Source organism: Streptomyces sp. AB3(2024) (assembly GCF_041862025.1).
GTDB lineage: Bacteria > Actinomycetota > Actinomycetes > Streptomycetales > Streptomycetaceae > Streptomyces.
Genome location: NZ_JBGWAB010000116.1, coordinates 1 through 26,816, shown reverse-complemented (window position 1 = coordinate 26,816; position 26,816 = coordinate 1). Strand labels below are relative to the sequence as shown.

Annotated in this window: 23 protein-coding genes and 1 pseudogene; 12 read left to right on the top strand and 12 right to left on the bottom strand. The window is 73.2% G+C overall.

Annotated elements, in window-relative coordinates; all coding sequences use genetic code 11:
- Positions 1 to 254: 254 nt before the first annotated feature.
- Positions 255 to 481, bottom strand: a pseudogene (locus ACEPPI_RS32060) (hypothetical protein); the annotation flags it as partial.
- Positions 482 to 532: 51 nt separating this feature from the next.
- Here ACEPPI_RS32060 and ACEPPI_RS32055 point away from each other — a divergent pair.
- Complete coding sequence (locus tag ACEPPI_RS32055; RefSeq protein WP_373918767.1) at positions 533 to 667, top strand: hypothetical protein; 135 nt, start codon at positions 533 to 535, stop codon at positions 665 to 667.
- Positions 668 to 700: 33 nt separating this feature from the next.
- Here ACEPPI_RS32055 and ACEPPI_RS32050 read toward each other — a convergent pair whose 3' ends face one another.
- The 3 genes from ACEPPI_RS32050 to ACEPPI_RS32040 all read right to left on the bottom strand — a co-directional run bounded on the left by ACEPPI_RS32050 (position 701) and on the right by ACEPPI_RS32040 (position 5,146).
- A complete protein-coding gene (locus tag ACEPPI_RS32050) occupies positions 701 to 1,852 on the bottom strand; it encodes an RICIN domain-containing protein (RefSeq protein ID WP_373918766.1) in 1,152 nt (383 codons plus the stop codon).
- 829 nt (positions 1,853 to 2,681) lie between these two features.
- The gene (locus tag ACEPPI_RS32045) at positions 2,682 to 4,478 is read right to left on the bottom strand and encodes a glycoside hydrolase family 15 protein (RefSeq protein ID WP_373918765.1); all 1,797 of its coding nucleotides are present in this window, start codon (positions 4,476 to 4,478) and stop codon (positions 2,682 to 2,684) included.
- Positions 4,479 to 4,570: 92 nt separating this feature from the next.
- On the bottom strand, positions 4,571 to 5,146 hold the full coding sequence (locus ACEPPI_RS32040) for a DoxX family protein (protein WP_373918764.1): 576 nt from the start codon (positions 5,144 to 5,146) through the stop codon (positions 4,571 to 4,573).
- A 113-nt stretch (positions 5,147 to 5,259) separates the two neighbouring features.
- Here ACEPPI_RS32040 and ACEPPI_RS32035 point away from each other — a divergent pair, with 113 nt between their 5' ends.
- Positions 5,260 to 5,724: a MarR family winged helix-turn-helix transcriptional regulator gene (locus tag ACEPPI_RS32035; protein ID WP_373918763.1), complete on the top strand. Its 465-nt coding sequence runs from the start codon at positions 5,260 to 5,262 to the stop codon at positions 5,722 to 5,724.
- 16 nt (positions 5,725 to 5,740) lie between these two features.
- On the top strand, positions 5,741 to 6,037 hold the full coding sequence (locus ACEPPI_RS32030) for a YkvA family protein (RefSeq protein WP_266837033.1): 297 nt from the start codon (positions 5,741 to 5,743) through the stop codon (positions 6,035 to 6,037).
- Positions 6,038 to 6,161: 124 nt separating this feature from the next.
- Here ACEPPI_RS32030 and ACEPPI_RS32025 read toward each other — a convergent pair whose 3' ends face one another.
- Both ACEPPI_RS32025 and ACEPPI_RS32020 read right to left on the bottom strand, forming a co-directional pair.
- Entirely contained in the window at positions 6,162 to 6,809 is a 648-nt protein-coding gene (locus ACEPPI_RS32025) for a fasciclin domain-containing protein (RefSeq protein WP_373918762.1), read from the bottom strand.
- A 104-nt stretch (positions 6,810 to 6,913) separates the two neighbouring features.
- Entirely contained in the window at positions 6,914 to 8,485 is a 1,572-nt protein-coding gene (locus tag ACEPPI_RS32020) for a molybdopterin-dependent oxidoreductase (protein ID WP_373918761.1), read from the bottom strand.
- Between the two features lie 146 nt (positions 8,486 to 8,631).
- On the opposite strand from ACEPPI_RS32020, the gene ACEPPI_RS32015 reads away from it, so the two are divergent.
- Positions 8,632 to 9,921: an SUKH-4 family immunity protein gene (locus ACEPPI_RS32015; protein WP_373918760.1), complete on the top strand. Its 1,290-nt coding sequence runs from the start codon at positions 8,632 to 8,634 to the stop codon at positions 9,919 to 9,921.
- An 83-nt stretch (positions 9,922 to 10,004) separates the two neighbouring features.
- On the opposite strand, the gene ACEPPI_RS32010 is transcribed toward ACEPPI_RS32015, so the two are convergent.
- The 3 genes from ACEPPI_RS32010 to ACEPPI_RS32000 all read right to left on the bottom strand — a co-directional run bounded on the left by ACEPPI_RS32010 (position 10,005) and on the right by ACEPPI_RS32000 (position 15,525).
- Positions 10,005 to 12,827, bottom strand: coding sequence for an AAA family ATPase (locus tag ACEPPI_RS32010; protein ID WP_373918759.1), 2,823 nt, complete (start codon positions 12,825 to 12,827; stop codon positions 10,005 to 10,007).
- A gap of 275 nt (positions 12,828 to 13,102) precedes the next feature.
- The gene (locus tag ACEPPI_RS32005; RefSeq protein WP_373918758.1) at positions 13,103 to 14,473 is read right to left on the bottom strand and encodes a cytochrome P450; all 1,371 of its coding nucleotides are present in this window, start codon (positions 14,471 to 14,473) and stop codon (positions 13,103 to 13,105) included.
- Positions 14,474 to 14,487: 14 nt separating this feature from the next.
- Entirely contained in the window at positions 14,488 to 15,525 is a 1,038-nt protein-coding gene (locus ACEPPI_RS32000; protein ID WP_373918757.1) for a terpene synthase family protein, read from the bottom strand.
- A gap of 379 nt (positions 15,526 to 15,904) precedes the next feature.
- Between ACEPPI_RS32000 and ACEPPI_RS31995 the strand changes: the two genes are divergently transcribed.
- The 4 genes from ACEPPI_RS31995 to ACEPPI_RS31980 all read left to right on the top strand — a co-directional run bounded on the left by ACEPPI_RS31995 (position 15,905) and on the right by ACEPPI_RS31980 (position 18,172).
- Positions 15,905 to 16,078 (top strand): hypothetical protein, encoded by a 174-nt coding sequence (locus ACEPPI_RS31995; protein WP_373918756.1) that lies wholly within the window; start codon positions 15,905 to 15,907, stop codon positions 16,076 to 16,078.
- Positions 16,075 to 17,079 (top strand): dihydroxyacetone kinase subunit DhaK, encoded by a 1,005-nt coding sequence (gene dhaK / locus ACEPPI_RS31990; RefSeq protein ID WP_373918755.1) that lies wholly within the window; start codon positions 16,075 to 16,077, stop codon positions 17,077 to 17,079. The genes ACEPPI_RS31995 and dhaK overlap by 4 nt, the downstream gene beginning before the upstream one ends.
- Positions 17,080 to 17,141: 62 nt before the next feature.
- Entirely contained in the window at positions 17,142 to 17,768 is a 627-nt protein-coding gene (gene dhaL, locus ACEPPI_RS31985) for a dihydroxyacetone kinase subunit DhaL (protein WP_373918754.1), read from the top strand.
- The gene (locus tag ACEPPI_RS31980; protein ID WP_356210169.1) at positions 17,765 to 18,172 is read left to right on the top strand and encodes a PTS fructose transporter subunit IIA; all 408 of its coding nucleotides are present in this window, start codon (positions 17,765 to 17,767) and stop codon (positions 18,170 to 18,172) included. The genes dhaL and ACEPPI_RS31980 overlap by 4 nt, the downstream gene beginning before the upstream one ends.
- Positions 18,173 to 18,556: 384 nt before the next feature.
- On the opposite strand, the gene ACEPPI_RS31975 is transcribed toward ACEPPI_RS31980, so the two are convergent.
- Positions 18,557 to 18,955, bottom strand: coding sequence for an RNA-binding S4 domain-containing protein (locus ACEPPI_RS31975; RefSeq protein WP_373918753.1), 399 nt, complete (start codon positions 18,953 to 18,955; stop codon positions 18,557 to 18,559).
- A gap of 134 nt (positions 18,956 to 19,089) precedes the next feature.
- Between ACEPPI_RS31975 and ACEPPI_RS31970 the strand changes: the two genes are divergently transcribed.
- The 4 genes from ACEPPI_RS31970 to ACEPPI_RS31955 all read left to right on the top strand — a co-directional run bounded on the left by ACEPPI_RS31970 (position 19,090) and on the right by ACEPPI_RS31955 (position 23,507).
- On the top strand, positions 19,090 to 19,485 hold the full coding sequence (locus ACEPPI_RS31970) for a molybdopterin-binding protein (RefSeq protein WP_373918752.1): 396 nt from the start codon (positions 19,090 to 19,092) through the stop codon (positions 19,483 to 19,485).
- Between the two features lie 174 nt (positions 19,486 to 19,659).
- On the top strand, positions 19,660 to 20,475 hold the full coding sequence (modA, locus tag ACEPPI_RS31965; protein WP_373918751.1) for a molybdate ABC transporter substrate-binding protein: 816 nt from the start codon (positions 19,660 to 19,662) through the stop codon (positions 20,473 to 20,475).
- A gap of 135 nt (positions 20,476 to 20,610) precedes the next feature.
- Complete coding sequence (locus ACEPPI_RS31960) at positions 20,611 to 22,590, top strand: ABC transporter permease (protein ID WP_373918750.1); 1,980 nt, start codon at positions 20,611 to 20,613, stop codon at positions 22,588 to 22,590.
- 140 nt (positions 22,591 to 22,730) lie between these two features.
- Entirely contained in the window at positions 22,731 to 23,507 is a 777-nt protein-coding gene (locus ACEPPI_RS31955) for a DUF4328 domain-containing protein (RefSeq protein ID WP_373918749.1), read from the top strand.
- A 26-nt stretch (positions 23,508 to 23,533) separates the two neighbouring features.
- On the opposite strand, the gene ACEPPI_RS31950 is transcribed toward ACEPPI_RS31955, so the two are convergent.
- The gene (locus ACEPPI_RS31950; protein ID WP_373918748.1) at positions 23,534 to 25,600 is read right to left on the bottom strand and encodes a SpoIIE family protein phosphatase; all 2,067 of its coding nucleotides are present in this window, start codon (positions 25,598 to 25,600) and stop codon (positions 23,534 to 23,536) included.
- A 54-nt stretch (positions 25,601 to 25,654) separates the two neighbouring features.
- Positions 25,655 to 26,816: DUF6777 domain-containing protein (locus ACEPPI_RS31945; RefSeq protein ID WP_373918747.1), on the bottom strand; the 1,162-nt coding region annotated here is incomplete at its 5' end.

Sequence of the window (26,816 nt, the reverse complement as noted above, 5' to 3'; positions counted from 1 at the left end):
ATACCACAAGGTGACTGTATTTCAGACGTTTGATCTTCCGATCTGGCGAGGTGGGCCTGGAGGACTGATTCCCCGGTCCCCCTCCCCCCGTCCCGCCCCCGGGGCCGTCGCGACGCGCGACGGCCCCGGGGGCGTTCCGCGGGCGCCGGGCAGAGCGCGGGCGTCGGCTTCACGGAGAAGCTCAACCGGGCGGCGTACACCCTGGGCGGGACTCGTTGCCGCGGGCGACTCGACCCGCCAGGACGCCGAGACCGCCTTACGGGACCTGCCGAGCAGGGCCTCCTTCAGGCGGAGCTTGCGTCGGCGCCGGACGCCTCGACGCTCGCCCTGCCCGTTCTGTTCCTCCGGTCCGCCCCTTTTTGCCGGGCCGCTTCCTGCTCCTGCGCGACTCCTCCCAGGGCCTGCATGAGGTGCCGGCCGACCCGCATCCCTGCGGCGTCATGGTGGGGCGGACCGTCGTGGAGTCCACGCTGACCAGCGACTCCAACGCCGCCCTGTCCTGCCGCCCTCCGCCGACGACCGTACCCAGCCGGTGGAGTACACGGCGGCGGAGATGGTCCGGCTCCCGCCCGACGCCGTGGCGGCTCCCGTGGCGGCCGGGACCGCGGTGGAAGCCGCCACGCCGGTGCTGTTCGAGCCGCGGCTGGTCGTCAGGGCCTCGGCCTGAACTGATGACGGCCGATCCTGGACGTGGGTGATCCTAGTTGTAGAAGTGCGGCAGGAAGCGCTGGTTGGGGGTGGCTTGAGCGCCGCACGACAACAGGGCGAGGTACCTGGGTTTGGTGCCCGTGGTGCCCACGCACAAGCTGGTGTTCTTCTGCATGATGATCCAGGCCCCCGGCTCCTCGACCCAGCGGCAGATGGTGAAGACCTGGGAGGTTTGGCCCTCGCAGTCCCATTCGTTGAGGGCGTCGCCGCTCTTCGCGAAGCGGCCGTTGTCGACGTCGACGCACTTGCCGGTCGACCTGTTGACGAAGTTGAAGTCATACTGGCCGCCACCGGGAACGCTGCGCAGCTTCCACTGGGATTTGCTGGGGTTCCAAGTGTCGCTGACCAGGTGCGTACCGTTGGCGTTGCTCCCGCGTTCGAACGTGAGGTACTTCTCGTGGTCGCTGTCGCTGATCAGCTCGACCACGGACCCGTTCGCCACCAGATGCGTGCGGAAGTAGACCGGGTAGTGGTCGGAGCCGCGGCCGCCCATGCGTGTCCCGCGATAGTTCCCCAGCGCGCGCGACGAGATCATGTAGTCGAGTTCGCCGCCGCTCTGCTGGGTCGCCTCGCCGGTGTGGTAGACCTGGGCGCCCAGGCCCGCGGCGAGGTTGTGCATGCCCTGGTCCGGGTCACGGTTGAAGTCGCCCATGACGGTCCACGCGCGGCCCGCCGCAGTCGCTTGGTTGCGGACCTGGCGTACCAGTTCCTCTGCTTCGTTGTGCGCTCCCGAAGCCAGCGCGTGAACGTTGTAGTAGATGTCGTCGTCCATGCGCAGCCCCAGCGCGGGGCGGGCGCCGGCCCGGCCGGGCGGGGCGACGTAGACCTCGTGGGCCATGGTGTGCGTGACCATGGCGAGGTTGACCCGGGTGTCTCCCAGCGGACTCATCCAGTACACGTAGCGGCTGCCCCAGCGATACAGGCGGACGGTATAGCCGCTGCGGTTGTAGGACTGCTGGAACACCATGCCGTACAAACTCGGTTCCGACCCCGCCTCCTGGACGGCGACGATGTCGTTCTCGTTGCTGAGCTGCCGGACGTCCGACCAGCGGGCGCCTTGCGAGTTGTAGGTCGCGATGGTGTGGGCGTTGGGCGTGTCCGCTGCGGCCGGCGATGCCGGGGCGGGCAGCGCTCGTCGCCCCACGCGGTCGTCCCGGGGCAGTCCCTGCCCGGGTCGAGCCACCCGGGAAGTTCCGCGTCAGCACTGACGCGATGCCCGGCGCCGCCCCATCCGATGTCCGCTGCCAGTACGAGGGCACCAGTGCGCGGGCCGGCGGCCGCTTGTGCTGACTGTGATCACCACTGTGCCGACCCGGCGCCGCCCGCGGCAGTCACACGGGGCATCATCTGTGCGCCATGCACTTTTAGGAGGGGTTCCAGGGGCAATGCGTCGGGTGACAGCGGGCCAACGGGCCGCACCCCCGCCGCCCTGTCCCGGGTCGCCGCCGAGACCGGAATCAGCGAGCACGAGAGCCACCAGGCGCAGGACTCCCTCCTCGATGCCTGCCGCCTCCAAGAAGTCCCCGCCACCACCGGCCGCAACGGAACCGCCCCGGATACCGTCCGGCCCGGCCCGGTACCCCCGTGCCCCGCACACGAAGATCCCCGGAAGACGCACTCCCGCAGGCCGACACCGCCCAACCATCACGAAACCCGCCACCCGCGTGACGAAACTCCCCCACGGGCCGGACTGCTGTCGGTGCGCGGCGGCCGTGGCCAGGCGGTCACGGGACAGCCGGGCCGGGGACCTTCACCGGCCTCGCCAGGACCGACATCAAGGCATCGCCCGCTCCGTGCCGTAAGCGGCTCACCGACCGAGGGTGAACCCTGCGCACTGGACCAGACCATCCGGCGGCGAACTGTCCCCGACCCAGCGCACAGCCGGCGATCATGACGGCCGGAGCAGTCGTGTACACGAAGGGACGGACTTGCCGCCCCTGGTGCCGAGATCCCACTACCGTGTCCTTTTACGGTCAGCCCGTCGTGGCGCCCTCTCCGGACAGGGTGAGGGCGGTGTTCACGAGGCCCACGTGGCTGAAGGCCTGCGGAAAGTTGCCGAGCTGGCGTCCGGCGATCGGGTCGTACTCCTCGGCCAGCAGTCCGACGTCGTTGCGCACGTCCAGCAGCCGTTCGAAGAGGGTGCGCGCCTCCTTCTCCCGGCCGGTCAGGTGGAGCGCGTCCGCCAGCCAGAACGAGCAGGCCAGGAAGGCTCCCTCGTCCCCGGGCAGCCCGTCCACGGAGGGGCCTTCGGTGCTGTAGCGGCGGACCAGACCGCTGCGGCCCAGTTCCGCCCGGACCGCGTCGACGGTTCCGATGACCCGGGGGTCGTCGGGCGGCAGGAAGCCGACCCGGGGGATGAGGAGGGTGGCCGCGTCCAGCTCGCGCGAGCCGTAGTACTGGGTGAAGGTGCCCCGCTCGGGGTCGAACCCGTGCTCGCAGACGTCGCGATGGACGTCGTCCCGCATGGTCCGCCAGCGCTCCACGTCCCCCGGCATGGACGGGTCTCCCTCCAGCGCCTGCACGGCCCGGTCGGCGGCGACCCAGGCCATCACCTTGGAGTGCACGAAGTGGCGGCGGGGGCCGCGCACCTCCCACAGCCCCTCGTCGGGGCGGTGCCAGTTGCGTTCCAGGAAGTCGAGGAGGGCGAGCTGGATCTTCCAGGCGTGGCGTTCCTTGGCGAGACCGGTGGTGCGCGCGAGGTGCAGCGAGTCCAGGACCTCTCCGTACACGTCGAGCTGGAGCTGGTCCACGGCCGCGTTCCCGACGCGGACGGGCGCGGAGCCGCCGTATCCGCGCAGCCAGACCAGGTCGCTCTCGGGGATCCGGCGCTCGCCTCCGAGGCCGTACATGATCTGGAGGTCGGCCGGGTCTCCCGCGACGGCCCGCAGCAGCCAGCGGCGCCAGGCGCCGGCCTCGTCGAGGTAGCCGGTGGACAGGAGGGTGCCGAGGGTGAGGGTGGAGTCGCGCAGCCAGCAGTAGCGGTAGTCCCAGTTGCGGACGCCGCCCAGTTCCTCGGGCAGCGAGGTGGTGGCCGCCGCGACGATCCCGCCGGTCGGGGCGTAGGTGAGGCCCTTGAGGGTGATCAGGGAGCGGACGACCGCCTCCCGGTAGGGACCCCGGTAGCGGCAGCGCCCGGACCACTCCTGCCAGTCGGCGAGGCTCTGCTGGAGCGCCTGGTACGGGTCGACCTGCTCGGGGCGCGGTTCGTGCGAGGCGTGCCAGGTGAGTACGAAGGCGACCCGGTCGCCGGGGCCGACGGTGAACTCCGAGCGGGTGCTCTTGTCCTCGCCCCAGGTGTGGACCGGCGGGTCGCTGCGGAACCACACCGAGTCGGGTCCGGCCACGGCGACCCGGTCGCCCTCGCTGCGCCGCACCCAGGGGACCACGTGACCGTAGTCGAAGCGCAGCCGCAGGGTGCTGCGGACGGTGACCCGGCCGGTGATCCCCTCCACGATGCGCATCACCTCGGGCGCGGTGTCCCGTTGCGGCATGAAGTCGGTGACCTTGACGGTGCCGTCCTCGGTCTCCCAGTGGGACTCCAGGACCAGCGAGCCGTCCACGTAGGCGCGGCGGGTGCAGCGCTCCCCGTCGGCGGCGCTCTTCGGGGCGATGCGCCAGTGGCCGTTGTCCTCTTCGCCGAGGAGGGCGGCGAAGCAGGCGGCGGAGTCGAAGCGGGGCAGGCACAGCCAGTCGATGGACCCGTCGCGGCCGACCAGACCGCTGGTCATCAGGTCGCCGATGAGTGCGTAGTCTTCGATGGGTTGTGTCATTTCTCCGCTGTTCCCCCGATCACCCGGGGCCAATCAGGGTGATCGGACGGATCCCTCCGAGAGAGGGATCCGTCCGCCGCGGAGCGGACCGCCTAGTTCCGCACGAGGAGCGTCACGGCCGCGAGGACCACTCCGAGGGCCAGGGCCTGGGCGCCGAGGGCGAGCCGGTGGGTGCGCAGCGCGGGGACGGGCAGCAGCCGGTCGACGGCGAAGCGGCCGGGGCCGGTGAGGGTGAGGGCCGCGGCGGCCACGGCGAGGAGGAGCTCGTACTCCATGCCCTTGGGGGCGAAGAAGGCTCCGGGGCCGTGGACGGCGGCGGCGTTGATCATCGTGCCGAGGACCGCGGCGCCGGCGAGCGGGGTGAGGAGGCCGATGGCCAGGGCGAGACCGCCCAGGGTCTCGGTCAGGCCGGCGACGACGGCCATGGTCTCCCCGGCCGGGTAGCCGCTGGCGGTGAAGAACTGGCCGGTGCCGGTGATGCCGCCGCCGTCGAACCAGCCGAAGAGCTTCTGCACTCCGTGGGCGGCCACGGTCAGGCCGAGGACCACGCGCAGGAGCAGCAGTCCGGCGTCGTGGGGAGCGGTGGAGGCGGTGGGGGCGGTGGGGGCGTCCTGCACGGCCGGTGCCGTGGCCGGGGCCTTCGTCGCGGTGGCGGAGGCGCTGGTCATGGGGGGGGGTTCCTTCCGGTCGGTACGGTCCGAGAGGAGTTGTTCAAATTCGAACCGACAGCCCCGACCCTAACCACTGATTCAAATTGGAACAACCCGTGTAGGCTGACCCCATGGCTGAAACGAGATGGCTGGACGACCGCGAGATGCGGGCCTGGAACGGCTTCCTGGCCGCCTCCGCCCTGGTGAACCGACGCCTCGACCAACAGCTCAAGGACGACTCCGGCCTCTCCCATCCGCAGTACGAGATCCTCGTGCGGCTCGCCGCGGCGCCCGACCGCGAACTGCGCATGACCGAACTGGCCAACGGCCTGATCAACTCCAAGAGCGGCCTGACCTACCAGGTCACCCAGATGGAGAAGGCCGGACTGGTCCGCCGCCGCAGCTGCCCCTCCGACGTCCGCGGGGTCTTCGCGGTCCTCACCGAGGCGGGCCTGGCCCGGCTGGAGGCGGCCGCACCCGGACACGTGACCACCGTCCGGGAGATCCTCGTCGACGTCCTCACGCCCGCGCAGCTCGACGCGCTGGCCGCCGGCCTCGGAGAGGTCAGCCGCCGGCTGCGCGAACAGGGCGCCTGACGGGTAAGAGTCCCTCATGGACGGAAATGCCTGGCTGATCCTCGCCGCGGTCCTCGCCCTCGGGCTGGCGGTCGCGGCGGGCGTACTGCTGGTCCGGGTGTTCGCTGCGCGCAGGCTGCTGCTGGACGCGGGGATCCCGCTGCGCGACAAGGCGCTGTTCTGGGTGGCCGTCGCCTACACCCTCTCGCCCGTGGACCTGATTCCGGACCCGGTGTACCTCGACGACATCGGCGTCCTGCTGCTGGCGCTGCGCTCCTTGCAGGCGGCCGCCTCGGCCGCCGCCGCCAGGAGGCCCTCCGACCGGGCCGCCTGACGGCGCGGGGGCGCCCGCCGTCGCGGGCGCCGAGGACGCCGCACTGCCCATTCCCCGGGACCGTACGGCGTCCGTCCATGGACCGCGGCGCCGGCGGACGGCGCTCGCGGTGCTGCGCCGGGCGCTACTTCGGCATCAGGACGGTGTCGACGATGTAGACCGTGGCGTTCGCGGTCGGGACGTTGCCGCAGACCACGTTCGAGGTGTCGTTGACCTTGTAGGACCCGTCCGAGCCCGCAGTCGTGATCTTGCCCTTCTCCAGGGTGTCGAAGGAGCCGTTCTCCAGTTGCTTGGGGGTGATCGACTGACCCACCACGTGGTACGTGAGGATCTTGGTCAGCGTGGCCTTGTCGGCCAGCACCTTGTCGAGGTCCGCCTTCGGGATCTTCGCGAAGGCGTCGTTGGTCGGGGCGAACACCGTGATCCCCTTGGCGTTGTTCAGGGTGTCCACCAGCCCCGCCTTCTTGACGGCCGTGACCAGGGTGGACAGCGCCGGGTTGTTGGAGGCGGCGGTGGCCACGGGGTCCTTGGCCATGCCGTCGAAGCTGCCCGCGCCCTCCTTGGGCACACCGGCGCACGCCGGGCCGAACGGCTGGTCCATCGCGGCCGCGGGCATCGATCCCGCACTGCTCGGGCTGGTCCCGGCGGCGGCCGCCTCGCTGCCGGACGCGGTGTCCGAGCCGGAGTCGGAGGAGCAGGCGGCCAGGGCGAAGGGCAGGATCGCGGCGGCGGCCACGGCGACGGCGGTACGGCGGAAACGAGGGGTGTTCATGACGGGGGTTCTCCTTGGGATGACTGCCGCCGGAGCGGAGGTTCTGAAGGGGCTGCGGAAGTTCGGGGGGCGGGAGGTCTCGGACGGCCTCGTCGGACCGGGATTCAGTCCACGCTGACCACCACCGAGTGCCGGCCGCTCGCGCCGTCCGGGATGGTCCGGGTGCGCTCCTCGGTCTGGACGGTTCCCGTCCGGTCGGTGGCGCGGACGGTGAGGGTGTGGCCGCCGGGGGCGGCCCGCCAGGGGTAGGACCACTGCCGCCAGGTGTCGGCGCTGTCCTCTGCCGCCAGGTCGGCCTGCTCCCAGGGGCCCTCGTCGACGCGCACCTCGACCCGGTCGATGCCGCGGTGCTGCGCCCAGGCCACCCCGGCGACGGCGACCGGGCCGGTGCGCAGCCGCGCGAAGGGCTTGGGCGTGTCGATGCGCGCCTGCGTCTTCACAGGGGCCCTGCGGGCCCATTTCCGCTTGACCCAGTACGGGTCGTAGGCGTCGAAGGTGGTGAGCTCGATGTCCTGGATCCACTTGCAGGCGGACACGTATCCGTAGAGGCCCGGTACGAGCATCCGTACGGGGAAGCCGTGCTCGAAGGGCAGCGGCTCGCCGTTCATGCCGACGGCCAGCAGGGCGTCCCGGCCGTCCATGACCTCCTCGACGGGGCTGCCCAGGGTCATCCCGTCCGTGGACCGGGCCACCAGCTGGTCGGCCGGGCCGCCCTGGGACGGGGGCCGTACTCCGGCCTCGCGGAGCAGGCCGGCGAGGGGGACGCCGAGCCAGCGGGCGGTGCCGGCGTAGGGGCCGCCGACCTCGTTGGAGACGCAGGTCAGGGTGATGTCGCGTTCGATCAGGTCCCGGCCCAGCAGGTCGGCGTAGGTGTAGGTGCGTGGCCGGGCCACCCCCCGGCCGTGAATGCGCAGCCGCCACGTGTCGGCGGACAGCCTGGGGACCACCAGGGCGGTGTCGACCCGGTAGAAGTCGGCGTTCGGGGTGGTGAAGGGGCTGATCCCGGGAATGCGGAGGGAGGCTCCCCGGGGCAGCGCCGCGGCGGGCGAGGCGGGTGCGGGCAGCCGTACGGCGCCCCGGGTGGCGGCCGCGTCCCGGCCCCGCGAGGCTCCGAGGCGGCGCCCGAGGGCTCCGGCGGCCGTGGCGGTCAGTGCGGTGGCCCCGGCGGCGTACAGAAAGACCCGGCGGCTCCGGTCGGCGCCGCCGGGGGCGGGCTCGGGTCGGGGGGCGGTCAGCAGGCCGGTCAGGAGGTACAGCAGCCCCGCCCCGGCCAGCGCGCCCGCCAGTGAGGGCAGGACATCGGCCGGGCCGGTGGAGTCGGGGCGGGTCAGGGCGGCCGCGCCGCCGACCGCTCCGAAGAGCAGCACCCCGGCCGCGCCGGTGCGCCGGTGGCGGCGGGCGAGGAGGCCGAGGGCTACGGCGAGGAGGCCGAGGACAGCCAGGATCCCGAGCTGGAGGACCAGCTTGTCGTCGGTGCCGAAGTGCCGGATCGCCCAGTCCTTCACGGCGGGCGGCGTGCGGTCGATGGCCGCCCCGCCCACCGCTGTGACGGGCCCGGCCTCGGGGCGTACGGCGACCGAGACCAGCTCGGCGGCGGCCAGGGCCGCGTAGCCGGAGAGCAGGCCGCCGAGCGCCGCCGGGGCGGTGCGGGCGAAGGTGCTGCGGTTGATCCTCACAACGGGTCTTCGGGGCCACCGGTCCGGCGGATTGGCCCATCCGCCCTTCGGGTGAAATCACGTTTGCGGTTGACGTCGGCCGGGGTGCCGGGGAAGGGGCGGCATCCGGCGGAGTGCTGTCGGTGGCCGGTGGCACCATGGCCCCCATGCTTCGTGACGATCTTGACTCCGCCGTGTCCCCGGATTCCGCCGGCTCCCCCTTCGCCTCCCCCGCGGCCCTGCTGGAGGCCGGTCCCGACCGCGACCGCGCCCTCGCCGCATCGGCCGGCGGGGTGGGGCGCGAGGTGTTCACCCAGGCCGAGGCCGTGTTCGGGCGGGAGGAGGTCTCACGCGCCGAGTTCGCTTCGTGGCTGCACTGCGCCGCAAAGGTGCTGGGCCGGGACGCCTACGCCGACGAGGTCGCCGCCGCCGAGCCCGGGATGCCGTGGCGGACGGTGTGGGCCTGGTGGCGTCCGGTCGGCGCCCACCGGGCCGAGCCGAACCTCAGCGGGGACCGCGGCGCCGAGGTCTTCGACGACGCGCGGGGCACCGGGGGCGGGCCGCTGCTCAAAGTGTGGTCGATCTGGACCGCCGAACGCTGGTTCGACCTGACCACCGGTACGCCGTGCCCGGCGCCGGCCGAAGGAACGTACGAGCCCCGGACCGAGGAGGCCGAAGAGGCGGAACCGTTCCTCTTCGACGGCGCCGAGGAGGCCTGGGCGCTCCGGTGCCCCGGCACCTGGGAGGAACCCGTCGCACTCGGCGGGGGCCGCTTCCTGCTCGCCGAGGCGCGCGGCGTGCTGGTCGCCGAGCGCAACCCGGCGGTGGCCGACTGGCCCGCCGGCGGCGCCGACACCGCTTCCTGGGAGGAGGGCGACGGCGAGCCGTGGTTCCTGGACCCGGCGCCGGCCGGCGCCCCGCTGGACGCCGCCCGGGTGGACGGGGTCTTCGGCGCCGGGCACGTGCAGCGGTCGGCGGAGTCCGCGCTGCCCGCCGCCCTGGTGCACGCCCCGACCCGGGAGTTGCTGACCCGGGTCGGCCTGCCCCGCCACTGGGGCGCGGGGGTGACCTCCTTCGAGCTGGACTTCGGCGACGAGGGCCCCGTACGGGCCCCCGAGGACCCGGAGGGCCTGCTGTGCCTCGGCACCTTCGAGTTGGGGTACGGGGACGAGGGGCGGGTGCTGGTCGACGCGGAGACGGGCGTCCTCCTCGTGTCCCGCAACGAGGAGGAGCCGTTCGCCCTGGCCCGTGACGCGGAGACCTTCGTCAGGCTGCTGGAGGCCGTCCGCCGGTACATGGGGGCCTGCTGGGACCCGTACCCGTGCGAGGACGGCACCGGGGCCTTCCACGAGGAGATCGCCGCACTGGAGCCGGCCGCACTGGAGGCCGGCCCCGCACAGGAGCTGTGGGAGCACGTCTTCGCGTCGATCACCGAGCTGAGCGTGTACGGCTACTGAGCACCGGCGGGGTCGGCGGGCCGCCGCGCGCGTGTCGCGGCGGCCCGCACCCCTTGCTGCGGGCCGGTGGGCCGGGCCCCCGGTCAGTCCCCGAGGGCCCGGCCCAGTCCGAGCCGGTCGGTGCCCAATTTGGTGAAGACCGCGGACAGCAGTTCCGGGACCGCCCGGGGGTCGGTGTGCAACTCCTTGGCGATCGCCGCGTTGTCCAGGCCCCGGGCGGCATGGCGCGCCGCCGCGTGCTCGGCGACCGTCAGGCTGTCCTGCTCGGAGGTGTACAGCCGGCGGGGACGCAGCCCGGCCGAGGCGAGCTGGGCGCGGGCCCGGTCCACCAGGACCTCCGCGCCGCAGGCGGCGGCGGTTTCCATGCCCCGGTAGAGCTGCTGCGCCGCCTGGTGCGGGTCGCCCAGGGTGTGCAGGGCCGTCCCGTGGTCGATCAGCGCGTGCGCCAGTTCGGTGGCGGCCGGGGACTGGTCGAGGTGGTCCACGGCTTCCTTGAGCAGGACCGCGGCACGGGCGGGTTCGGCTGCCGCCGCCTCGACGCGCAGGGCGTGGCCGATCACGCTGGCCGCTCCGAACCCGCGGGCGCGCACGACCGCTTCGGCCGCCGTGGCGGCGGCCAGTTCGGTGTCGTGGGTGAGCTGGGCGAGGGACAGGTCGAGCTGCCAGGGGCTCCACGACGGGTTCCGCGTGCCGCGCAGGTCGAGCCGCTTCCCGGCGGTGGACAGGTGGTGTTCCGCCTCCTCGATGCGGCCCTGGGCCAGGAGCAGCTTGCCCCACACGGCTTGCGGGTCGGGGTAGACGACCGCCGGGGGAAATCCTCCGTCGGCCAGCTTGTAGGTCCGGGCGACCTGCCGGGCCTCGGCGACGTCCCCGCGGGCGATCAGCGTCTCGATGAGGGTGCCGATCGCGTACCACTGGGCCGGGATGTCGTGCCCCATGCGGTCGGCGATCTGCAGGCCGTTGCGGACGAAGTCCTCGGCCTCCGCGAGGCGTCCGCGCCGGTAGCGGATGTAGCCGAGCAACGTGTAGACGAACGACAGGTGGGCCCCGCGCCAGCCCTTCGCCTCGAACTCCACGATGGCGGTGTTGAAGAGCTCCTCGGCGCGGCCCGGCTGGTCGCAGTACATGAGGGTGAGGGCCACGACGGCCGGGACCTCGAAGCCGAAGTCCTGGTCGGTCCAGCTCATGCCCCCGTCCAGCGCCTGCTCCACGTACTCCAGGGCGGTGGCGACGGGTTCGCCGCGCAGGGCGGCGTCCCAGGCGCGCAGGCCCAGGATGTGCCGCTCGGCCGGACCGCGGCCGACGATCCGCTTTGCGAACTGGACGAGCAGCCGGGACCGGGCGGGCGAGTTCTCCTCGTCGACCCGGACGGAGTTCCACTTGAACTGTTCGGCCTGCATGCGCAGCCGGGTGCGGGAGCTCGTCGCGTGGCGGGCCTCCTCGGCGAGGAGTTCGGCGGCCTGCGCCAGCTGCCCGGTGTGGCCGAGGGCCTGGGCGAGCCGGTAGGTGATCGCCTCGCGGAGCTCCGGCGCGGTGCTGGGTTCCTCCAGTGCCGTCCTCAGCTGGTTGATGGTGGTCATGGGGTCGTGCAGGAGGTTGGCGGAGCCGAGTTCGAAGAGCACCCCGGCCCGGTGTTCGGCCTCGGGCGGTTCGCGCAGTGCCCGCGCCAGGTAGCGCCGCGCGGCGTCGGGCGCTCCGGCGGAGAAGCTCTCGCGGGCGGCCCGGCGCAGCTGCTGCACCACCCAGGGGTCGCCCTCGGGGTGCATCTCCAGCAGGTGGCGGGCCGCGGCCGTCGGGCCGTGCCCGTCGTCGACCAGGGCCTGCGCGGCCATCCCGTGCATGCCGACGCGCACGCCGGGCGGGATCGAGCGGTAGACGGCGGTGGCGATGAGGGGGTGGAAGAACTCCACGACCTCCTTGCGCTGCAGGCTGGTCAGGACGGTGAGGATGCGCGCGTTGTGCAGCTGGTCGATGGCGTCGGCGGTCTGCGCCTCGCCGAGCGCCGCGACGCCCCCGACGATGCCGACCGGGACCGCGTTGCCGAGGACGGCGGCGGCCCAGGCCAGCCGGACGGTGGAGGGCCCGAGCTGTTCGAGCCGCTCGATCAGGCCGCTGCCCTTGACGGCGGAGGCCAGGTCACGCAGCTGGGGGATGTTCTCCTGGTGCGGTTTGAGACCGCGGTCACGGCCCTTCATGCCCAGTTCGACGACCTCGAAGGGGTTGCCTCCGGTGATCGCCCAGCACTCCCGGCAGAACACGTCGTCGGCGCTGTCCCCGAGGGCCTCGCGCACGATGCGGGCCACGGCGCTCGTGGTGAGCGGGGCCAGTTCGTGCGGGCGGGTCCCCTGGCGGCTCATCAGGGCGCGCAGCGGGGCGGCGTCCGACGGGATCTCGTCGGGCCGGCAGGCCACCACGATCAGCATGGCCAGTTCCTCGGCCCGCGCCGCGAAGGCGGCCAGCCACGCCAGGGATTCGGCGTCGGCCCAGTGCGCGTCGTCGAGGATCAGGACGACGGGCGCGCCGCTGCGTACCGCTAAATGCGTCACGACCCAGTCCAGGCCGTCCCGGACGCCTTGCGGGTCGGGCGCCGTGCGGCTCTTGGCGGCGGCCGTCAGGCCGAGTGCCGGGGCGACGATGCCGTGCCAGCTGCCGAGGACGTCGCGCCGCTCCTGATCGCTCAGGGCGGCGAACGTCGGCTGGATCAGCTGCCGCATGACATGGAACGGGACCTGCTTCTCCTGCTCGCCGCCCCGTGCGAAGAGCACGGTGCAGCCGCGGTCGCCGGCGTGCCGACGGGCCTCGCCGAGCAGGGTGGTCTTGCCTATGCCGCCCGACCCGGCGAAGGTCAGGACGCCTCCGCGGCGGGCGGGCGAACCGGCGTCCGAGACACCGAAGAGTTCGTCCACCGCGCGATGGATCGCCAGAATTTCGGATTCCCGCTCGAGGAGGGGCGCGGGGTCCCACCCTCTCGGTTCCGTGACATGTGACATTCCTGCCCCCTCCTGCGCGTGCGGCCGAGTGTACGACCCCGGGGGCGAGATGTTGCTGCTTAAACTTAATATTGAGGCATCTCGCCACTCTTACGGGGACAATGCTGTACTGTCGGTCGGCTTCATTGCGGTGTGATACTCAGCATTTGACGTAAATCCGTCTAGAAACGAACAAGAACGATCGGATTTCGTCAATTTCGGGCTATAGGAATCATCGGAAGTTCACTCGGCTGGGGAATGCCCGCCGGAACCTCACGCACCGTGACGCCTGGGGCCGGGGTCAGGTGCCAGCGTGACGACACGGTGGCCAGGGCCGTCAGGATCTCCGCCACCGCGAACGTGTCGCCGATGCACTTGTGCTGACCTGCCCCGAACGGCACGTACCGGTGGTCGCGAGGCCGCTCCCCCACATCCCGGCGCCAGCGGTCCGGGTCGAAGACGGTGGGGTCCGGGAACAGGGCGGGGTCGCGGTGCAACGCGTACGGGCTGTAGGCCAGTTCGGCCCCGGCCGGAATGGCGACGCCGCCGAGCGTGAGCGGGGCGAGGGCGCGCCGGGTGAACAGCAGGGGCGAATGCAGGCGCAGCGCCTCCTGGAACACGTCGTGCGCGTACGTCAGCCGCGCCAGGTCCTCGGCGCGGACCGGGCCCTCGCCCACCACCGCGTCGACCTCGGCCTGGAGCCGCTCCTGCACCTCGGGGTGCCGGCCGAGTTCGTGGAAGGTCCATGCCAGGGTGGTCGCCGAGGTCTCCGTACCGGCGAACATGATGGCGATCACCTCGTCGCGCACCTGCTCGGGAGTCATCCCCGCGCCCGTTTCGGCGTCCACGCTCGACAGCAGCAGCGACAGCAGGTCGTGCCGCTCCTCGCCGTCGGACCCGTCGGACCCGTCGGGCCCGTACTGCGCGATCACCTGGTCGATGATCCCGCGCAGTCGCCCGGCGGCGGCGTCGAACCTCCGGTTGAGCGGAATGGGCAGCCGGTCCAGGGACTTGGGCATGACCGCGCGTGCGAGCATGCCCTCCAGGACGATGGGCAGCGAGCGGTGGACCTCCTCCACGGCGGGCCGGCTCAGGTCCCCCGAGAAGATCATCTCGGCGACCGAGGAGAGGGCGTAGCGGCGGGTCTCGGTGACCATCGAGACCTCGCGGCCGGACGTCCACGACGAGGACATCGCCGTGGCCTGGCGGCCCATCACCTCGGCGTACTCGGATATGTGGTTGCGGTGGAAGGCCGGCTGCATCATCCGGCGCTGCTTGCGGTGGAAGTCCCCGTCGGTGGTGACGATGCCGTTGCCGAACACGGGGCGCAGCCGCTCGAAGACCCGGCCGCGCCCGAACCGCTGCGCCTGCTGGACGAGTACGTCGTGGACGTGCTCCGGGCTCGTGAGGACGAACACGGGCCAGGTGCCGATGTCGAGGCGCACGACCCCGCCGTGCTCCCGCAGGGACTCCAGGAAGGCGATCGGCCGTCGCCAAAGCTGCACCGCGTGGCCCAGGAGCGGTAACCGCCCCGGAGCCACGGGTGCCGGGACCACAGAGCCGGGCTGCTCCGTCTGTGCCATGGACCGACTCCCTGTCATGCCACCGAGACCAGGCCGGGGCGGGTGTACGCAGACTCCAGCCCGGCCGCGAACCGTTCGTCGCTGTACCGCGTGCACTCGTAACGCTGCCACAGATCCGCGCCGATGATCCAGTCCTCGTAGCTGCGCACGCACCGGGAGACCGCGTCGCGCACCTGGGGATCGGTCTCGCCGCGGGCGTCCAGGGTCTCGGTCAGCAGCCTCTCGCCGGCGAGGTACTCCTCGATCCGGTCCTGGATGCGGCCCTCGACGGCCCGGACCGCCGCGGGGAGCGAGCAGCCCTCCCAGAAGGAGATGAGGGAGACGAGGTTGTTGTTGTCCCCGCAGGAGTACTCCTTGGGGAGGGAGAAGACGTCGTTGCCCCAGGAGATGATGTCCACGGCGCTCGCGACGAGCGCCCGGTACTCGGGCAGGTCGTGGATGCGCTGCGGCACGTCCAGGCCCAGCCCCGCCTCCACCATGTCCATCATCGGCAGCATCTGTGAACTGTGGCGGCGCATCAGGATGTAGTCCTGGACCGCCGGGCGGCCGTCGCCCTCCCGGTTGCCGGCCTCCTGGTCCAAGGAGTGCAGCATGAGCGGGACATGGGCCCGGTAGCGGGCCGCGGGCCCCTCGGGCATACCGTCCAGGATCCGGTCGCACACGTCGACGAACCCCTTCACCAGGGGGTTGCGGCGGGCCCGCGCTCCACCGCCCGATCCCGTCGCCAGGTGCTCGGTGATCGCGTCGGCCACCGGCCGCCAGGCGGCGACGTCACCCGTCCTGATGAGGTGGTCGTGCTGGTCGTCGAGGACGAACGACCACGCCATCCATTCGGCGAGCAGGACGACCGTTTCGTACGGCACGTCACCGCTCACCCGGCCCGCGAGATGACCGAACCCGATGCCCGCGAATTGGTCCACGGCATCGGTGACGAGTTCGTGGCGCACCGCCCACGTGGCGGCCTCGGCGTTGGCGCGGGCCGCCAGGGGATGTTTGGAATTCCCGAAGGGAAGGTGAAAATCGGGAACAGAGAAAGAGTCGAGCTGGGCCATTGATCCCCCCATGAAAGAGTCCGATTCGCCAATACCCGCTCACGTGAACGATCGCGACGGTCACGATCGCGTGAAGACACCCCTTCTGCTGCGGCATTGTCGGGGCGGCCGGCTGTGGCTGCCGAAATGAACCGGTCATGGAGCGACCAGATCCCGCCGACGCGCGACCACATCAGGCCACCGTTGAACTAATTAACTCGCAGGCCGCAGCGCACTGTCAATGTAGGACGAGAGGAGAAGATGAATTCATCCGGAAAATACCGAAAGTGTATTCGTGCGGAATATGCGAACGGCATACCCGGCGTCGGGCGGGGCCCGCGGCCTACACTGCGAGTGGACACGCGCACTGCCGGAGGAAGGCGACAGGACCGTACTGGAGGTGCCCGGGGACCGCGGACTCGCCCCCGGCCTGCAGCGCGAGTACCTCTCCCTCATGGCAGTCATGATCACCGGCCACCTCGACCACCACCTGATCGAGGTCGTCGCCCCCGACGGCGGCACGGGCCGGGCGGTCGTGGAGAACACCGTCGACCTCACCGGGAGAGAGCCATGAGGATGCTGATCAACACCGCGGACACGGTGGTCGCCGACGCCCTGCGCGGAATGGCGGCCGCACATCCCGAACTGGACGTGGACGTCGAGAACCGGCTCGTCGTACGCCGCGACGCCCGCGAGGGCGGGCGGGTCGGGCTGGTGTCCGGCGGCGGCTCCGGGCACGAACCCCTGCACGGCGGCTTCGTCGGGTACGGGATGCTGTCGGCCGCCTGCCCCGGGGAGGTCTTCACCTCGCCGGTGCCGGACCAGATGCTGCGCGCGGCCGGCGCCGTGGACTCCGGGCAGGGCGTGCTGTTCGTCGTGAAGAACTACACCGGCGACGTGCTCAACTTCCGGATGGCCGCGGAACTGGCCGAGGACGACGGCCTGCGGGTCGAACAGGTCCTGGTCAACGACGACGTGGCCGTCACGGACAGCCTCTACACGGCGGGCCGGCGCGGCACCGGCGGCACCCTCTTCGTCGAGAAGATCGCCGGAGCGGCCGCCGAGGAGGGCGCCCCGCTGGACCGGGTCGCGGCGATCGCCCGTCAGGTCAACGAGTCCTCGCGCAGCTTCGGAGTGGCGCTCAGCGCCTGCACCACCCCCGCCAAGGGCAGCCCGACCTTCGACCTCCCCGACGGGGAGCTGGAGTTGGGCATCGGCATCCACGGCGAGCCCGGCCGGGAACGGCGCGCGATGATGACCTCCCGGGAGATCGCCGAGTTCGCGGTGGGCGCCGTACTGGAGGACCTGGCGCAGTCGGGCCCGGCGGACGCGCCGGTACTTGCCCTGGTCAACGGCATGGGGGCGACCCCGCTGCTGGAGCTGTACGGGTTCCACGCGGAGGTGGCCCGGGTGCTGGAGGCCCGCGGCGTGCCGGTGGCGCGGTCCCTCGTCGGCAACTACGTGACCTCGCTGGACATGGCGGGCTGCTCGGTGACCCTGTGCCGGGCCGACGACGAGCTGCTGCGCCTGTGGGACGCGCCGGTGCAGACCGCCGCGCTGCGCTGGGGCCGCTGAGACGTGGGTGACCGTAGGGTTGCGGTGGGACCGTCCGGGCGGGTGCGAGACGAGGAGATCCGGTGCGTGACGCAGACTTCTTCCGACGCTGGTTGGACGCCGCCGCGGCGTCCGTGGAGCGGGAGGCGGACCGGCTGACGGAGCTGGACTCCCCCATCGGGGACGCCGACCACGGGAGCAACATGCTGCGGGGGTTCGTCGCCGTCCGCGCCGCACTGGCCGGGGCCGACGCGACGGCCCCGCCGGGCGCGCTGCTGCAACTGGCCGGGCGGACGCTGATCTCCACCGTCGGCGGTGCCTCCGGTCCGCTGTACGGGACACTGCTGCGGAGCACGGGCAAGGAGCTCGGGGAGGCCTCCGAGGTCTCCGACGAGCAGGTGCGCGGGGCGCTGGACGCGGGGGTGGGCGCGGTGGCCCGGCTCGGCGGGGCGGCACCGGGCGACAAGACCATGCTGGACGCGCTGGTACCGGGGGTCGCGGCCCTCACCACCTCCTACGGTGACGCCGCCGACGCGGCCGAGAACGGCGCGACGGCGACCACGCCGATGCTCGCGCGCAAGGGCCGGGCCAGTTACCTCGGTGAGCGCAGCATCGGGCACCAGGACCCGGGCGCCACCTCCTCCGCGCTGCTGCTGCGCGCGCTGGCCGACGCCGCCGGGGGCAGCGGCGCCGCGGGCGGTGCGGCATGAGCGGCGGGCCGGTGGTCGGGATCGTGCTGGTCTCCCACAGCGCCGCGGTCGCGGAGTCGGTGGCGGAGCTGGCCCGTGGGCTGGCCGCGGGCGGAGCGGTGGCTCCGGTGGCCCCGGCGGGCGGCGCCGTCGACGGCGGACTGGGGACGAGCGCGGAGCTGATCCTGGCGGCCGCGGCCTCGGTGGACCAGGGGGCGGGGGTGGCGCTCCTGACGGACCTGGGCAGCTCGGTGCTGACGGTCAAGGCCCTGCTGGAGGACGAGGAACTGCCCGCCGGATCCCGGCTGGCGGACGCCCCCTTCCTGGAGGGCGCGGTGGCGGCGGTGGTGGCCGCCTCGGCGGGCGCCCCGCTGGACGCGGTGGTGGCGGCCGCCGCCGAGGCGTACGCGTACCGCAAGGCCTGAGCCCGCACCGCCCGGACCGGCCCGGACCGGCTCCAGTCCCGCGCCCGCGGCCCCAACGGGGCGCGACGGAAGGCGGGATACGCGGACCGGGTGCACGGACCGACCGGGCGGGCAACCCCCTGACGCGGCCGAACCGGCCCGACGGCTCGGGCGCCCGGACCGGCTGGGCAGGCGAACCGGCTGCCCACCGACGCCCACCGACTCCCGACGGTGGCACCGGCGGGACCCGGGGTGGACCCGGTGGCGCCCGACGCGACCCACCCGGCGGTGGACCCGGCAGGGCCCCGCGGTGGACCCGGGGGCCACCGCAGCCGGCCCCACCGCATCCACCGCATCCACCGCATCCACCGCATCCACCGCATCCACCGCATCCACCGCCGGAGGCTACGGGCGCCCGCGCAGGGTTTCGATCTCGCGGCGCTCGCGCTTGGTCGGGCGGCCCGCCCCTCGGTCGCGGATGCCGACCACGGCCGCCTCCACCGGGGTGGGCGGCGGCGGGCTGTTGTCGATGAAGCACTCCGCCGCGACGGGCGCCCCGACCCTCTTGGTCACCGGCCGCCGGACCACGACGACGCGCTCGCGCCCCGCGTGGTAGAGCCGCACCTCGTCCCCCGCGCGCACGCTCTGCGCGGGCTTCGCGCGCTCCCCGTTGACCTTGACGTGGCCCGCCCGGCAGGCGGTGGCGGCGACCGATCGGGTCTTCGTCAGACGCACCGACCACATCCAGGCGTCCACCCTCGCCGTACCGCCCGCATCCGTCGTCCTCGCGTCTGCATCAGCCATGCCCAGACTTTAGCGATCGGAAGGCCGGAAAGCGGAATGAGTTTTGGCGGATAACACAATGGGGATGGCATCTGCGATGGAGATCGTCCCAAACGAATTGCAAATGCGCCAGAAGTGCCCCTACCTTGTCGCCCATGCAGTCCTACACCATCGGACAGGCGGCACGTCTGCTGGGCGTCAGCCCGGACACGGCGCGCCGCTGGGCCGACGCCGGCCGGGTCGCGACCCATCGCGACGAGGGCGGCCGTCGCCTGATCAACGGCCGTGACCTCGCGGCCTTCTCCGTCGAGGTGGGGCACGGCGCCCACGCCGAGGACGGAGAGCCCTACACCTCCGCGCGCAACGCCTTCCCCGGGATCGTCACCGCCGTCAAACTCGGCGACGTGGCCGCCCAGGTGGAGATCCAGGCCGGTCCCCACCGCCTGGTCTCCCTGCTCACCCGCGAGGCCGTCGAGGAACTGGGCCTGGAGGTCGGCATGCAGGCCACTGCCCGCGTGAAGTCCACCAGCGTGCACATCGACCGCACCTGATCCACCCGATCCACCGGGCGCACCGCTTTCCCGTCCGCTCGTCCCCACCCGATCCACCGGGCGCACCGCTTTCCCGTCCGCTCGTCCCCACCCGCTCCGCCCGTCACCGGCGCGGGTCACCACCACGCGGTCCCGGCACCCGGCCGGCCGCCGACCCGACCGAGGAGCCCGACCTTGTACAGCATCCTGAACCGCCGCGCAGCCGCCGCCGCGCTGACCGCCGCCCTGCTCGTCCCGCTGTCCGCCTGTGGCAGCGACGCCGAGAAGAAGGACGACGCCGCGGGCTCCCCGTCCGCCTCGGCCCCGGCCGCGGCCCCGGCCAAGGACGTGAACCTCACCGTCCTCGCCGCCTCCTCCCTCACCGACGTCTTCAAGACCGCCGGTGAGGCGTACCAGAAGTCCCACCCCGGGACGAAGGTCACCTTCTCCTTCGCCGGTTCGCAGGAGCTGGCCGCGCAGGTCAAGCAGGGCGCCCCGGCCGACGCCCTGGTCACCGCCGACACCAAGACGATGGACGGCCTCAAGGGCGAGACCAACGACGCCACGGTCATCGCGAAGAACCGTCTCGTCATCGCCGCGGGCAAGGACAACCCGTTCAAGATCGACGAGCTGAAGGACCTCGCCGACTCCAAGATCAAGGTCGTCCTGGCGGCGCCCGAGGTCCCCGTCGGCCGCTACAGCAAGCAGATCCTCGACGCCCAGAAGATCGAGGTGAAGCCGGTCTCCCAGGAGCCGAACGTCCGCGCCGTCCTGTCCAAGGTCGAGCTGGGCGAGGCCGACGCCGGTCTCGTCTACAAGACGGACTCCGCCAAGTCCGGTGACAAGGTCGTCACCGTCGACATCCCGGACGACCAGAACGCCGTGGCCTCCTACCCGGCCGCGTCGCTCAAGCAGTCCAAGAACGGCGAGGCCGCGGCCGCGTTCGTGGCGTGGCTGAGCACCCCGGAGGCCCAGAAGATCCTCCAGGACGCCGGCTTCCAGAAGGCGTAACCGGCCTGACGTTCGAAGGGGCTGCCCGGTCCGGGGGGACGGGCAGCCCCTTGTCCGTGCCCGCAGAAGGCCCCCCGTCCCCGTCCTTCCCGCCGTCAGGCCCTCCCGCCTCGCGCCGCTTCGACCAGGAATCCGATGAGCAGACTCCGCACCCGCACCCGGCCTCCGCTGGCACTCGCGCTGCCCGCGCTGCTCGCCGTCGCGTTCCTGTTGATGCCGCTGATCGGGATCCTCTCCCGCACGCAGTGGGGCGAACTCGGCACCCACCTCACCAGCCCCGGCGTCGTCGAGGCGCTGAAGCTGTCGCTGGTGGTGTCGCTGTGGGCGCTCGGCCTCTCCCTGCTGCTCGGCGTGCCGCTCGCCTGGCTGCTGGCCCGGGTCCCCTTCAAGGGCAAGGCCCTGGTGCGCTCGCTGGTGCTGCTGCCCATGGTGCTGCCGCCGACCGTCGGCGGTGTGGCCCTGCTGCTGGGCTTCGGACGGCGCGGACTCCTCGGCCCCTGGCTGGAGGACACCTTCGGCATCACCCTGCCGTTCCACACCTCCGGCGCCGTCGTCGCGGCCACGTTCGTGGCGATGCCCTTCCTGGTGATCAGCCTGGAGGGCGCGCTCGGGGGGCTCAAGCAGAGCTACGAGGAGACCGCCGCCTCCCTCGGCGCCCCGCCGGTCCGGGTGTTCTTCACCGTGACCCTGCCCATGGTGGCCCCCGGTCTGGTGGCCGGGGCGGCCCTCACCTGGGCCCGCGCGCTGGGCGAGTTCGGCGCGACCATCACCTTCGCGGGCAACCTGCCCGGCACCACCCAGACGCTTCCCCTCCAGGTGTACCTGCTGCTCCAGGACAAGCCGGAGGCCGCCACCTCGGTGTCGCTGCTGCTGCTCGCCATCGCCATGGGCGTGCTCATCGCCCTGCGCGGACGCTGGACCGGCACCCCGGTCACCGCGAAGGACGCCGGGGCGGGGCTGCCGGCCGAGGAACCCGCGCCGTCCGGCCCGGGGCAGGACGTGCCCCCGTCCGACGGACCCCATGCCGACGGACCCGCTCCCGGGGCTCCCGGCGGGAAGGCCGCGCGGGCCGAGGGCGACCGCTGGCCCCTGCACGCCGAGGTGACCGGCTTCAACGAGCTCACCCTGGACGCCGAACCGGGCACCACCATCGCCGTCGTCGGCGAGAACGGCGCCGGCAAGACCACCCTGCTCCGGGCCCTCCTCGGCCTGACCCCGCGCGCCCACGCCCGGCTGCGCCTCGGGGACACCGATGTCACCACCCTGCCCCCGCACCGGCGCCAGGTGGCCTGGGTGCCGCAGGACGGGGCGCTGTTCCCCCATCTGACCGCCCTCGCCAACACCGCGTACGGGCTGCGCGCCCGCGGGGCCGGGCGCGCCGAGGCCCGCCGCGAGGCGCAGGCCTGGCTGGACCGGCTCGGCGTCGGCCGGCTCGCCCGGCGCAAGCCGGCCCAGCTGTCCGGCGGGCAGGCCCAGCGGGTGGCCCTCGCGCGGGCGCTCGCCGCCCGTCCCCGGCTGCTGCTGCTCGACGAGCCCCTCGCCGCCCTCGACCAGACCACCCGGGCCCACGTGCGGCACACCCTGCGCACGCACCTGTCGGGCTTCGACGGGGTCTGCCTGATCGTCACGCACGATCCCGTCGAGGCCGTGTCGCTGGCCGACCGGGTCCTCGTGCTCTCCGACGGGCGCACCCTGCAGGACGCGGCCCCGGCCGAGGTGACGCGCCGGCCGCGCTCGCCCTGGGTGGCCCGGATGCTGGGCCGCAATGCCTGGCCCGGCACCACCTCCGCCGACGGGCTCGCGCTCGGTCCGGGCGGGCGGCTCGTGGTGGCGGAGGCCCTGCCCGAAGGGGCGGAGGCGCTGGCGATCATCGCCCCGGAGGCGGTGTCGGTACACCGGGAGCGCCCCGGAGGCAGTCCGCGCAACATCTGGCCCGGCACCATACGGGAGATCACCGCGGTCGGCAGCCGGCTGCGCGTCCTGGTGGGCTCCGCCGAGGTCCCCGACCTGGTCGCGGAGGTCACTCCGGAGGCGGCCGCCGAACTCGGGCTGGCCGACGGCGCCGCGGTCTGGACGAGCGTGAAGGCGACCGAGGTCACCCTCGTACGCCTGTAGGGACCGCCCGCCCCGAGCCCTCCCGCATCCCTTTGGACGCAGGAGACGGGCTGACATATGTTCGACCCTGCCCGGGCGGCCCGTCAGCAGGCCCGCCCGGTCCCGCCGTTGCCGTCCGTACCCGTGGGGGGTCCTCCGTCATGTCCTTCAGCGCGCCCGGCTCACCGCCTCCGCCGCCGCCCGGGCAACCGGGACCCGCGTTCCCCGCCCCCTCCTACCCGGCCCCCTCCTACGTCGCCCCACAGCCGGCCGCCCCGGTGCTGCGTTCCCCCCGGGGCCTCGCGACGGCCGTGACGGTGCTGCTCTGCGCGGCTGCCGTCGCCGCCCTCCTGGGGTGCGTCGCCGACCTGTACACGTGGTCGCTGATGAAGGACGTACAGGCCGACCCCTTCGCGGTGCAGCAGCACACCCTCGCAGGCGCGGACCTGATCACCACCCTCACCGGCGGATTCCAGGGCCTGACGCTGCTGGCCACGGCGGTCGTCTTCGTCATCTGGTTCCACCGGGTGCGGACCAACGGCGGGATCTTCAATCCGGGGGCCTTCACCCGGTCCGCGGGCTGGGCCGTGGGGGCCTGGTTCATCCCCTTCGGCAACCTCTTCCTCCCCTACCGGGTGGCGGCGCAGACCTGGGCGGCGAGCGTGCAGCTGGGCCCGGACGGCTCCTTCCGGCGGGTCTCCACGGTGCCGCTGACCTCGTGGTGGATGCTCTGGGTCCTCTCCCGGGTCCTCGACACGACGGCCACGCTGCTCGGCAGCCGGGCGGACACCCCGCAGGCCCTGCGCACCGCGTCCGCCCTGGGCGCGTTCGCCGGTCTGACCACCGTGGCCGCGGCCGGGCTCGGCATCGTCTTCGTGCTCAAGCTGACGGCCCTGCAGAACGTGAAGGCCACACAGGGGCCGTACGCCGCCGCCTGAGCCGGGCCCCTTCGGGACGGGCGCCTTCAGCGCCCGTCCCCGCGCGGCACGGCGAACTCGCACCACACGCACTTCCCGCCGCCCCTGGGCTCCACGCCCCAGCCCTCCGCGAGCCGCTCCACCAGCATCAGGCCGCGGCCCGACACCGCCCAGTCGTCGGCCTCGCGGCGACGCGGCAGGGCGCTGCTGAAGTCCTCGACCTCGATCCGGATCCGGCCCTCGGCCGTCAGCCGCAGGCTGACCAGGCCGCCGCCGTCGGTGTGCACGAGGGCGTTGGTCATCAGCTCGTCCGCCACCAGCTCGATCTCGTCGGCCCGCTCCCGGGCCCCCCAGGCGGCCACCGCCGCCCGGATCAGGTGGCGGCCCATCACCAGGCTGTCGGGGTCCCCGGGAACGAGGCGCTGGTGCAGGGGGCCGCCGCCGCGCGGGGCCGGGGTGCCGCGCCGACGCAGCAGGAGCAGGGCCATGTCGTCCCCGCCGCCCGCGTCCCCGACGAGGTCGCACAGGACGTCGGCCAGTTCCTCGACGTCGACGGGACCGTCGCGGGCCGCCTCCATGAACTCCCGCATCCCGGTCTCCAGGTCACCGCCGGACCGTTCGAGCAGCCCGTCGGTGCAGAGCAGCAGGGTGTCCCCGGGGTGCAGTTCCAGGCTGGTGACGGGGTAGCCGGAGCCGGTGCCCGCCTGCTCGCGCGGGGGCAGGCCGAGCGGCAGCCCGCCCGCCACCTGGACGCGGTGGCAGGTGCCGTCGCCGCGCCGGACGACCGGGTCCAGGTGGCCGGCCCGGACCAGGTGGAGGGTTCCGGTGTTCAGGTCCACCTGGGCATAGGTGCAGGTGGCGAAGCGTTCGGTGGCCAGGTCCCGCAGGAAGGCGGAGGCGCGCGCCATCGCCGCACCGGGGGTGTGGCCCTCCATGACGTAGGCACGGAACACGATCCGGAGCTGGCCCATGACGGCCGCCGCGTCCGTGTCGTGGCCCTCGACGTCGCCGATCATCACCCCGACCCGGCCGTCGCCGAGGGGGACCACGTCGTACCAGTCGCCGCCGATGTCGCGCCCCATCCGCGCCGCCCGGTACCGGACGGCGATCAGCGCGCCGGGCACGTCCGGGATGCGGCGGGGCAGCATGGCCCGCTGGAGGCCCTCGGCGAGGTCGTGCTCCTGCTCGAAGAGGATCGCCCGCTGGAGGCTCTGCGCGATGCCGCTGCCGAGGGCCACCAGGACGTTGCGCTCCTCCGCGGTGAAGTCCCCTTCCCGCTGGTACAGCAGGCCGAGGGCGCCGACGGGCCGCCCCTGGGCGATCAGCGGGAGGTAGACGCCGCTGCGCACGGCGAGCGGCTCGATGTACGGCCACAGTCGCGGATAGTTGAGCTGGAACTGCTCCCGCGAGGCGATGAACACCGGTTGCAGGGTCCGTACGGCCTCGCTCATCGGGAACTGCGCTTCGATCCGCGTGTACTCGATCTCGGGGACGTACGAGCCGAGCTGCCCTTCGGCGACCAGGTGGATGCGGGCGCCGTCCACGATCCCGAGCATGACGCTGACCGCGCCGAGGTGGCCGAGGGCCTCGGGGTCCTTGAGGACGTCGGTCACGTCGTTGACGGTGCGGGCGTGCGCGAGGATCGCGGTGGTCCGCTCGACGACCCCGGTCATACGTCGGCGTCCCTCGTCCCCGTTCCCGGCGGCGCCGGGCTCGTTGGGGTCCGCGGTGGCGTCGCGGAGGATTCCGATGATCCGGTACGGGCGGCCCCGGGGGTCGCGCAGGACGTGCCCCTGGACGTGGGTCCAGGCGGTGCCGCCGTCGCGGCGCAGGGTGCGGAAGTAGGCCCCGTAGTGGTTGCGCCCGTCCCGCAGGGCGTTCTGGACGCGGTGCTCCAGCCGGGCCCGCTCGTCGGGCACGACGCGGGCGAGCAGTCCCTCGGGCGTTCCGGTGAACTCCTCGGCCGGCAGGTCGAGGACCCCGAGGGCGGTGGCGTCCAAATGCATGCGTCCGCTGTCGAGGTCCCAGTCGAAGGTGCCCATGCGATTGAGCGCGAGGCTCAGATCCGGCCGCGCGGGCCAGTCGACCTCGTGGATCCGTCCCCGCTGGTCCATGCAGCCAGGGTCTCACTGTCCCCGGTCCCCGGCATGCCGTCTCCGGCCGCAGCACTAGCTCTCCCCGTTCGCCTCCGCTTCCCCGGGTCCGGACCCGGACGCGGACCCGGACGGGGAGGCGGGGGCCAGGCCCGCGGACGGGGCGGTGGAGGGGGCGGGCGGGGTGGTGGGGCCGCTCGGGGTGCTGCGGTCGGTGAGGGCGGGCGGCTTCGACGCCGGTCCCGAGGGGGTGGACGTGTCCCCGGGGCTGCCCGAGGGGCTCCCGGACGGGGTGGTCTCCGTGGCGGTGCCCTGCGGCGCTCCGGTGCCCGGGGCGCGCGGGGTGCCGGTCACGGGAGATGGGGAGGCGCCGGAGGGCGGCGGGGAGGTGGCCGGCGGGGGCGTGCCGGTCGGCGGGGTGGGGGTCGCCGGCGGCGGTACGGGACGGTCCGGCTTCGGGGCCGCGCCCCGGTCGCGCTCGTACCAGCGGCCGCTCTCGTGGTCGTAGATCACGATCTTGTGCACCACCGTCTTCGACGGTGCGATCACCACGGCCTGGCCGGGCCGGTACGAGGGCCAGGGCTGTCCGGAGCGCTTCGGGTTCGCCGGCAGCGGCACGGGGGCGCCGAGGGGGTTGCCGCACGCGCAGCGGACCCTCGGGACCCCGCGGTCGTCCACCAGTACGGCCGTTCCCGCCTGGAGGACCGCCTGGTAGGGGACGGCCTTGCCGTCGCGGTAGCCGTGGTTGGTGACCCTGGTGTCCGTGCGCAGCTGTACGGGGGTCAGGGCGCGCAGGTAGCCGGGAACGGCCCCGGGTTCGAGGCCGAGGGCGGAGGCGAAGGCCGCGTTCTTGGCGGGCTCGGCGGACAGCGCCGCGATCTGCCTCGGCACGTCACAGCTCGCGACGTCCTTCGTGCCGCCGTAGAGGCCGGGGGCGGAGCCGCTGACGCTGCGGGTCGGGGTGGTGCCGGTGCCCGCCGGGGACGGGGTCGGGTTCGGGGCCGGGCTGTACGGGGGCGGGGTCGCCTCCCGCGCGGCCGTGGACTCGGTGAACGGAGCGGGGCCGGTCACCGCGGCCGGCTGGAGGAACACCTCTGCCCCGGCCCGCTGCGTGGGGCCCCCGCCGCCGCCCGGCCGGGTCAGCACCACGACCAGTGCGGCCACGGCGGCCAGCGCCACGGCCGCCGCCGCGATCCGGGGACCGGACCGCCACCAGGGCCGCGACCCGCCCGGCGGC

Excerpts from the sequence above, each read along its gene's own strand:
- ACEPPI_RS32045 (WP_373918765.1), bottom strand. The coding sequence starts at position 4,478 with ATGACACAACCCATCGAAGACTACGCACTCATCGGCGACCTGATGACC.
- ACEPPI_RS32040 (WP_373918764.1), bottom strand. The coding sequence starts at position 5,146 with ATGACCAGCGCCTCCGCCACCGCGACGAAGGCCCCGGCCACGGCACCG.
- ACEPPI_RS32035 (WP_373918763.1), top strand. The coding sequence starts at position 5,260 with ATGGCTGAAACGAGATGGCTGGACGACCGCGAGATGCGGGCCTGGAAC.
- ACEPPI_RS32030 (WP_266837033.1), top strand. The coding sequence starts at position 5,741 with ATGGACGGAAATGCCTGGCTGATCCTCGCCGCGGTCCTCGCCCTCGGG.
- ACEPPI_RS32025 (WP_373918762.1), bottom strand. The coding sequence starts at position 6,809 with ATGAACACCCCTCGTTTCCGCCGTACCGCCGTCGCCGTGGCCGCCGCC.
- ACEPPI_RS32015 (WP_373918760.1), top strand. The coding sequence starts at position 8,632 with ATGCTTCGTGACGATCTTGACTCCGCCGTGTCCCCGGATTCCGCCGGC.
- ACEPPI_RS32005 (WP_373918758.1), bottom strand. The coding sequence starts at position 14,473 with ATGGCACAGACGGAGCAGCCCGGCTCTGTGGTCCCGGCACCCGTGGCT.
- ACEPPI_RS32000 (WP_373918757.1), bottom strand. The coding sequence starts at position 15,525 with ATGGCCCAGCTCGACTCTTTCTCTGTTCCCGATTTTCACCTTCCCTTC.
- dhaK (WP_373918755.1), top strand. The coding sequence starts at position 16,075 with ATGAGGATGCTGATCAACACCGCGGACACGGTGGTCGCCGACGCCCTG.
- ACEPPI_RS31980 (WP_356210169.1), top strand. The coding sequence starts at position 17,765 with ATGAGCGGCGGGCCGGTGGTCGGGATCGTGCTGGTCTCCCACAGCGCC.
- ACEPPI_RS31975 (WP_373918753.1), bottom strand. The coding sequence starts at position 18,955 with ATGGCTGATGCAGACGCGAGGACGACGGATGCGGGCGGTACGGCGAGG.
- ACEPPI_RS31970 (WP_373918752.1), top strand. The coding sequence starts at position 19,090 with ATGCAGTCCTACACCATCGGACAGGCGGCACGTCTGCTGGGCGTCAGC.
- ACEPPI_RS31960 (WP_373918750.1), top strand. The coding sequence starts at position 20,611 with ATGAGCAGACTCCGCACCCGCACCCGGCCTCCGCTGGCACTCGCGCTG.
- ACEPPI_RS31955 (WP_373918749.1), top strand. The coding sequence starts at position 22,731 with ATGTCCTTCAGCGCGCCCGGCTCACCGCCTCCGCCGCCGCCCGGGCAA.
- ACEPPI_RS31950 (WP_373918748.1), bottom strand. The coding sequence starts at position 25,600 with ATGGACCAGCGGGGACGGATCCACGAGGTCGACTGGCCCGCGCGGCCG.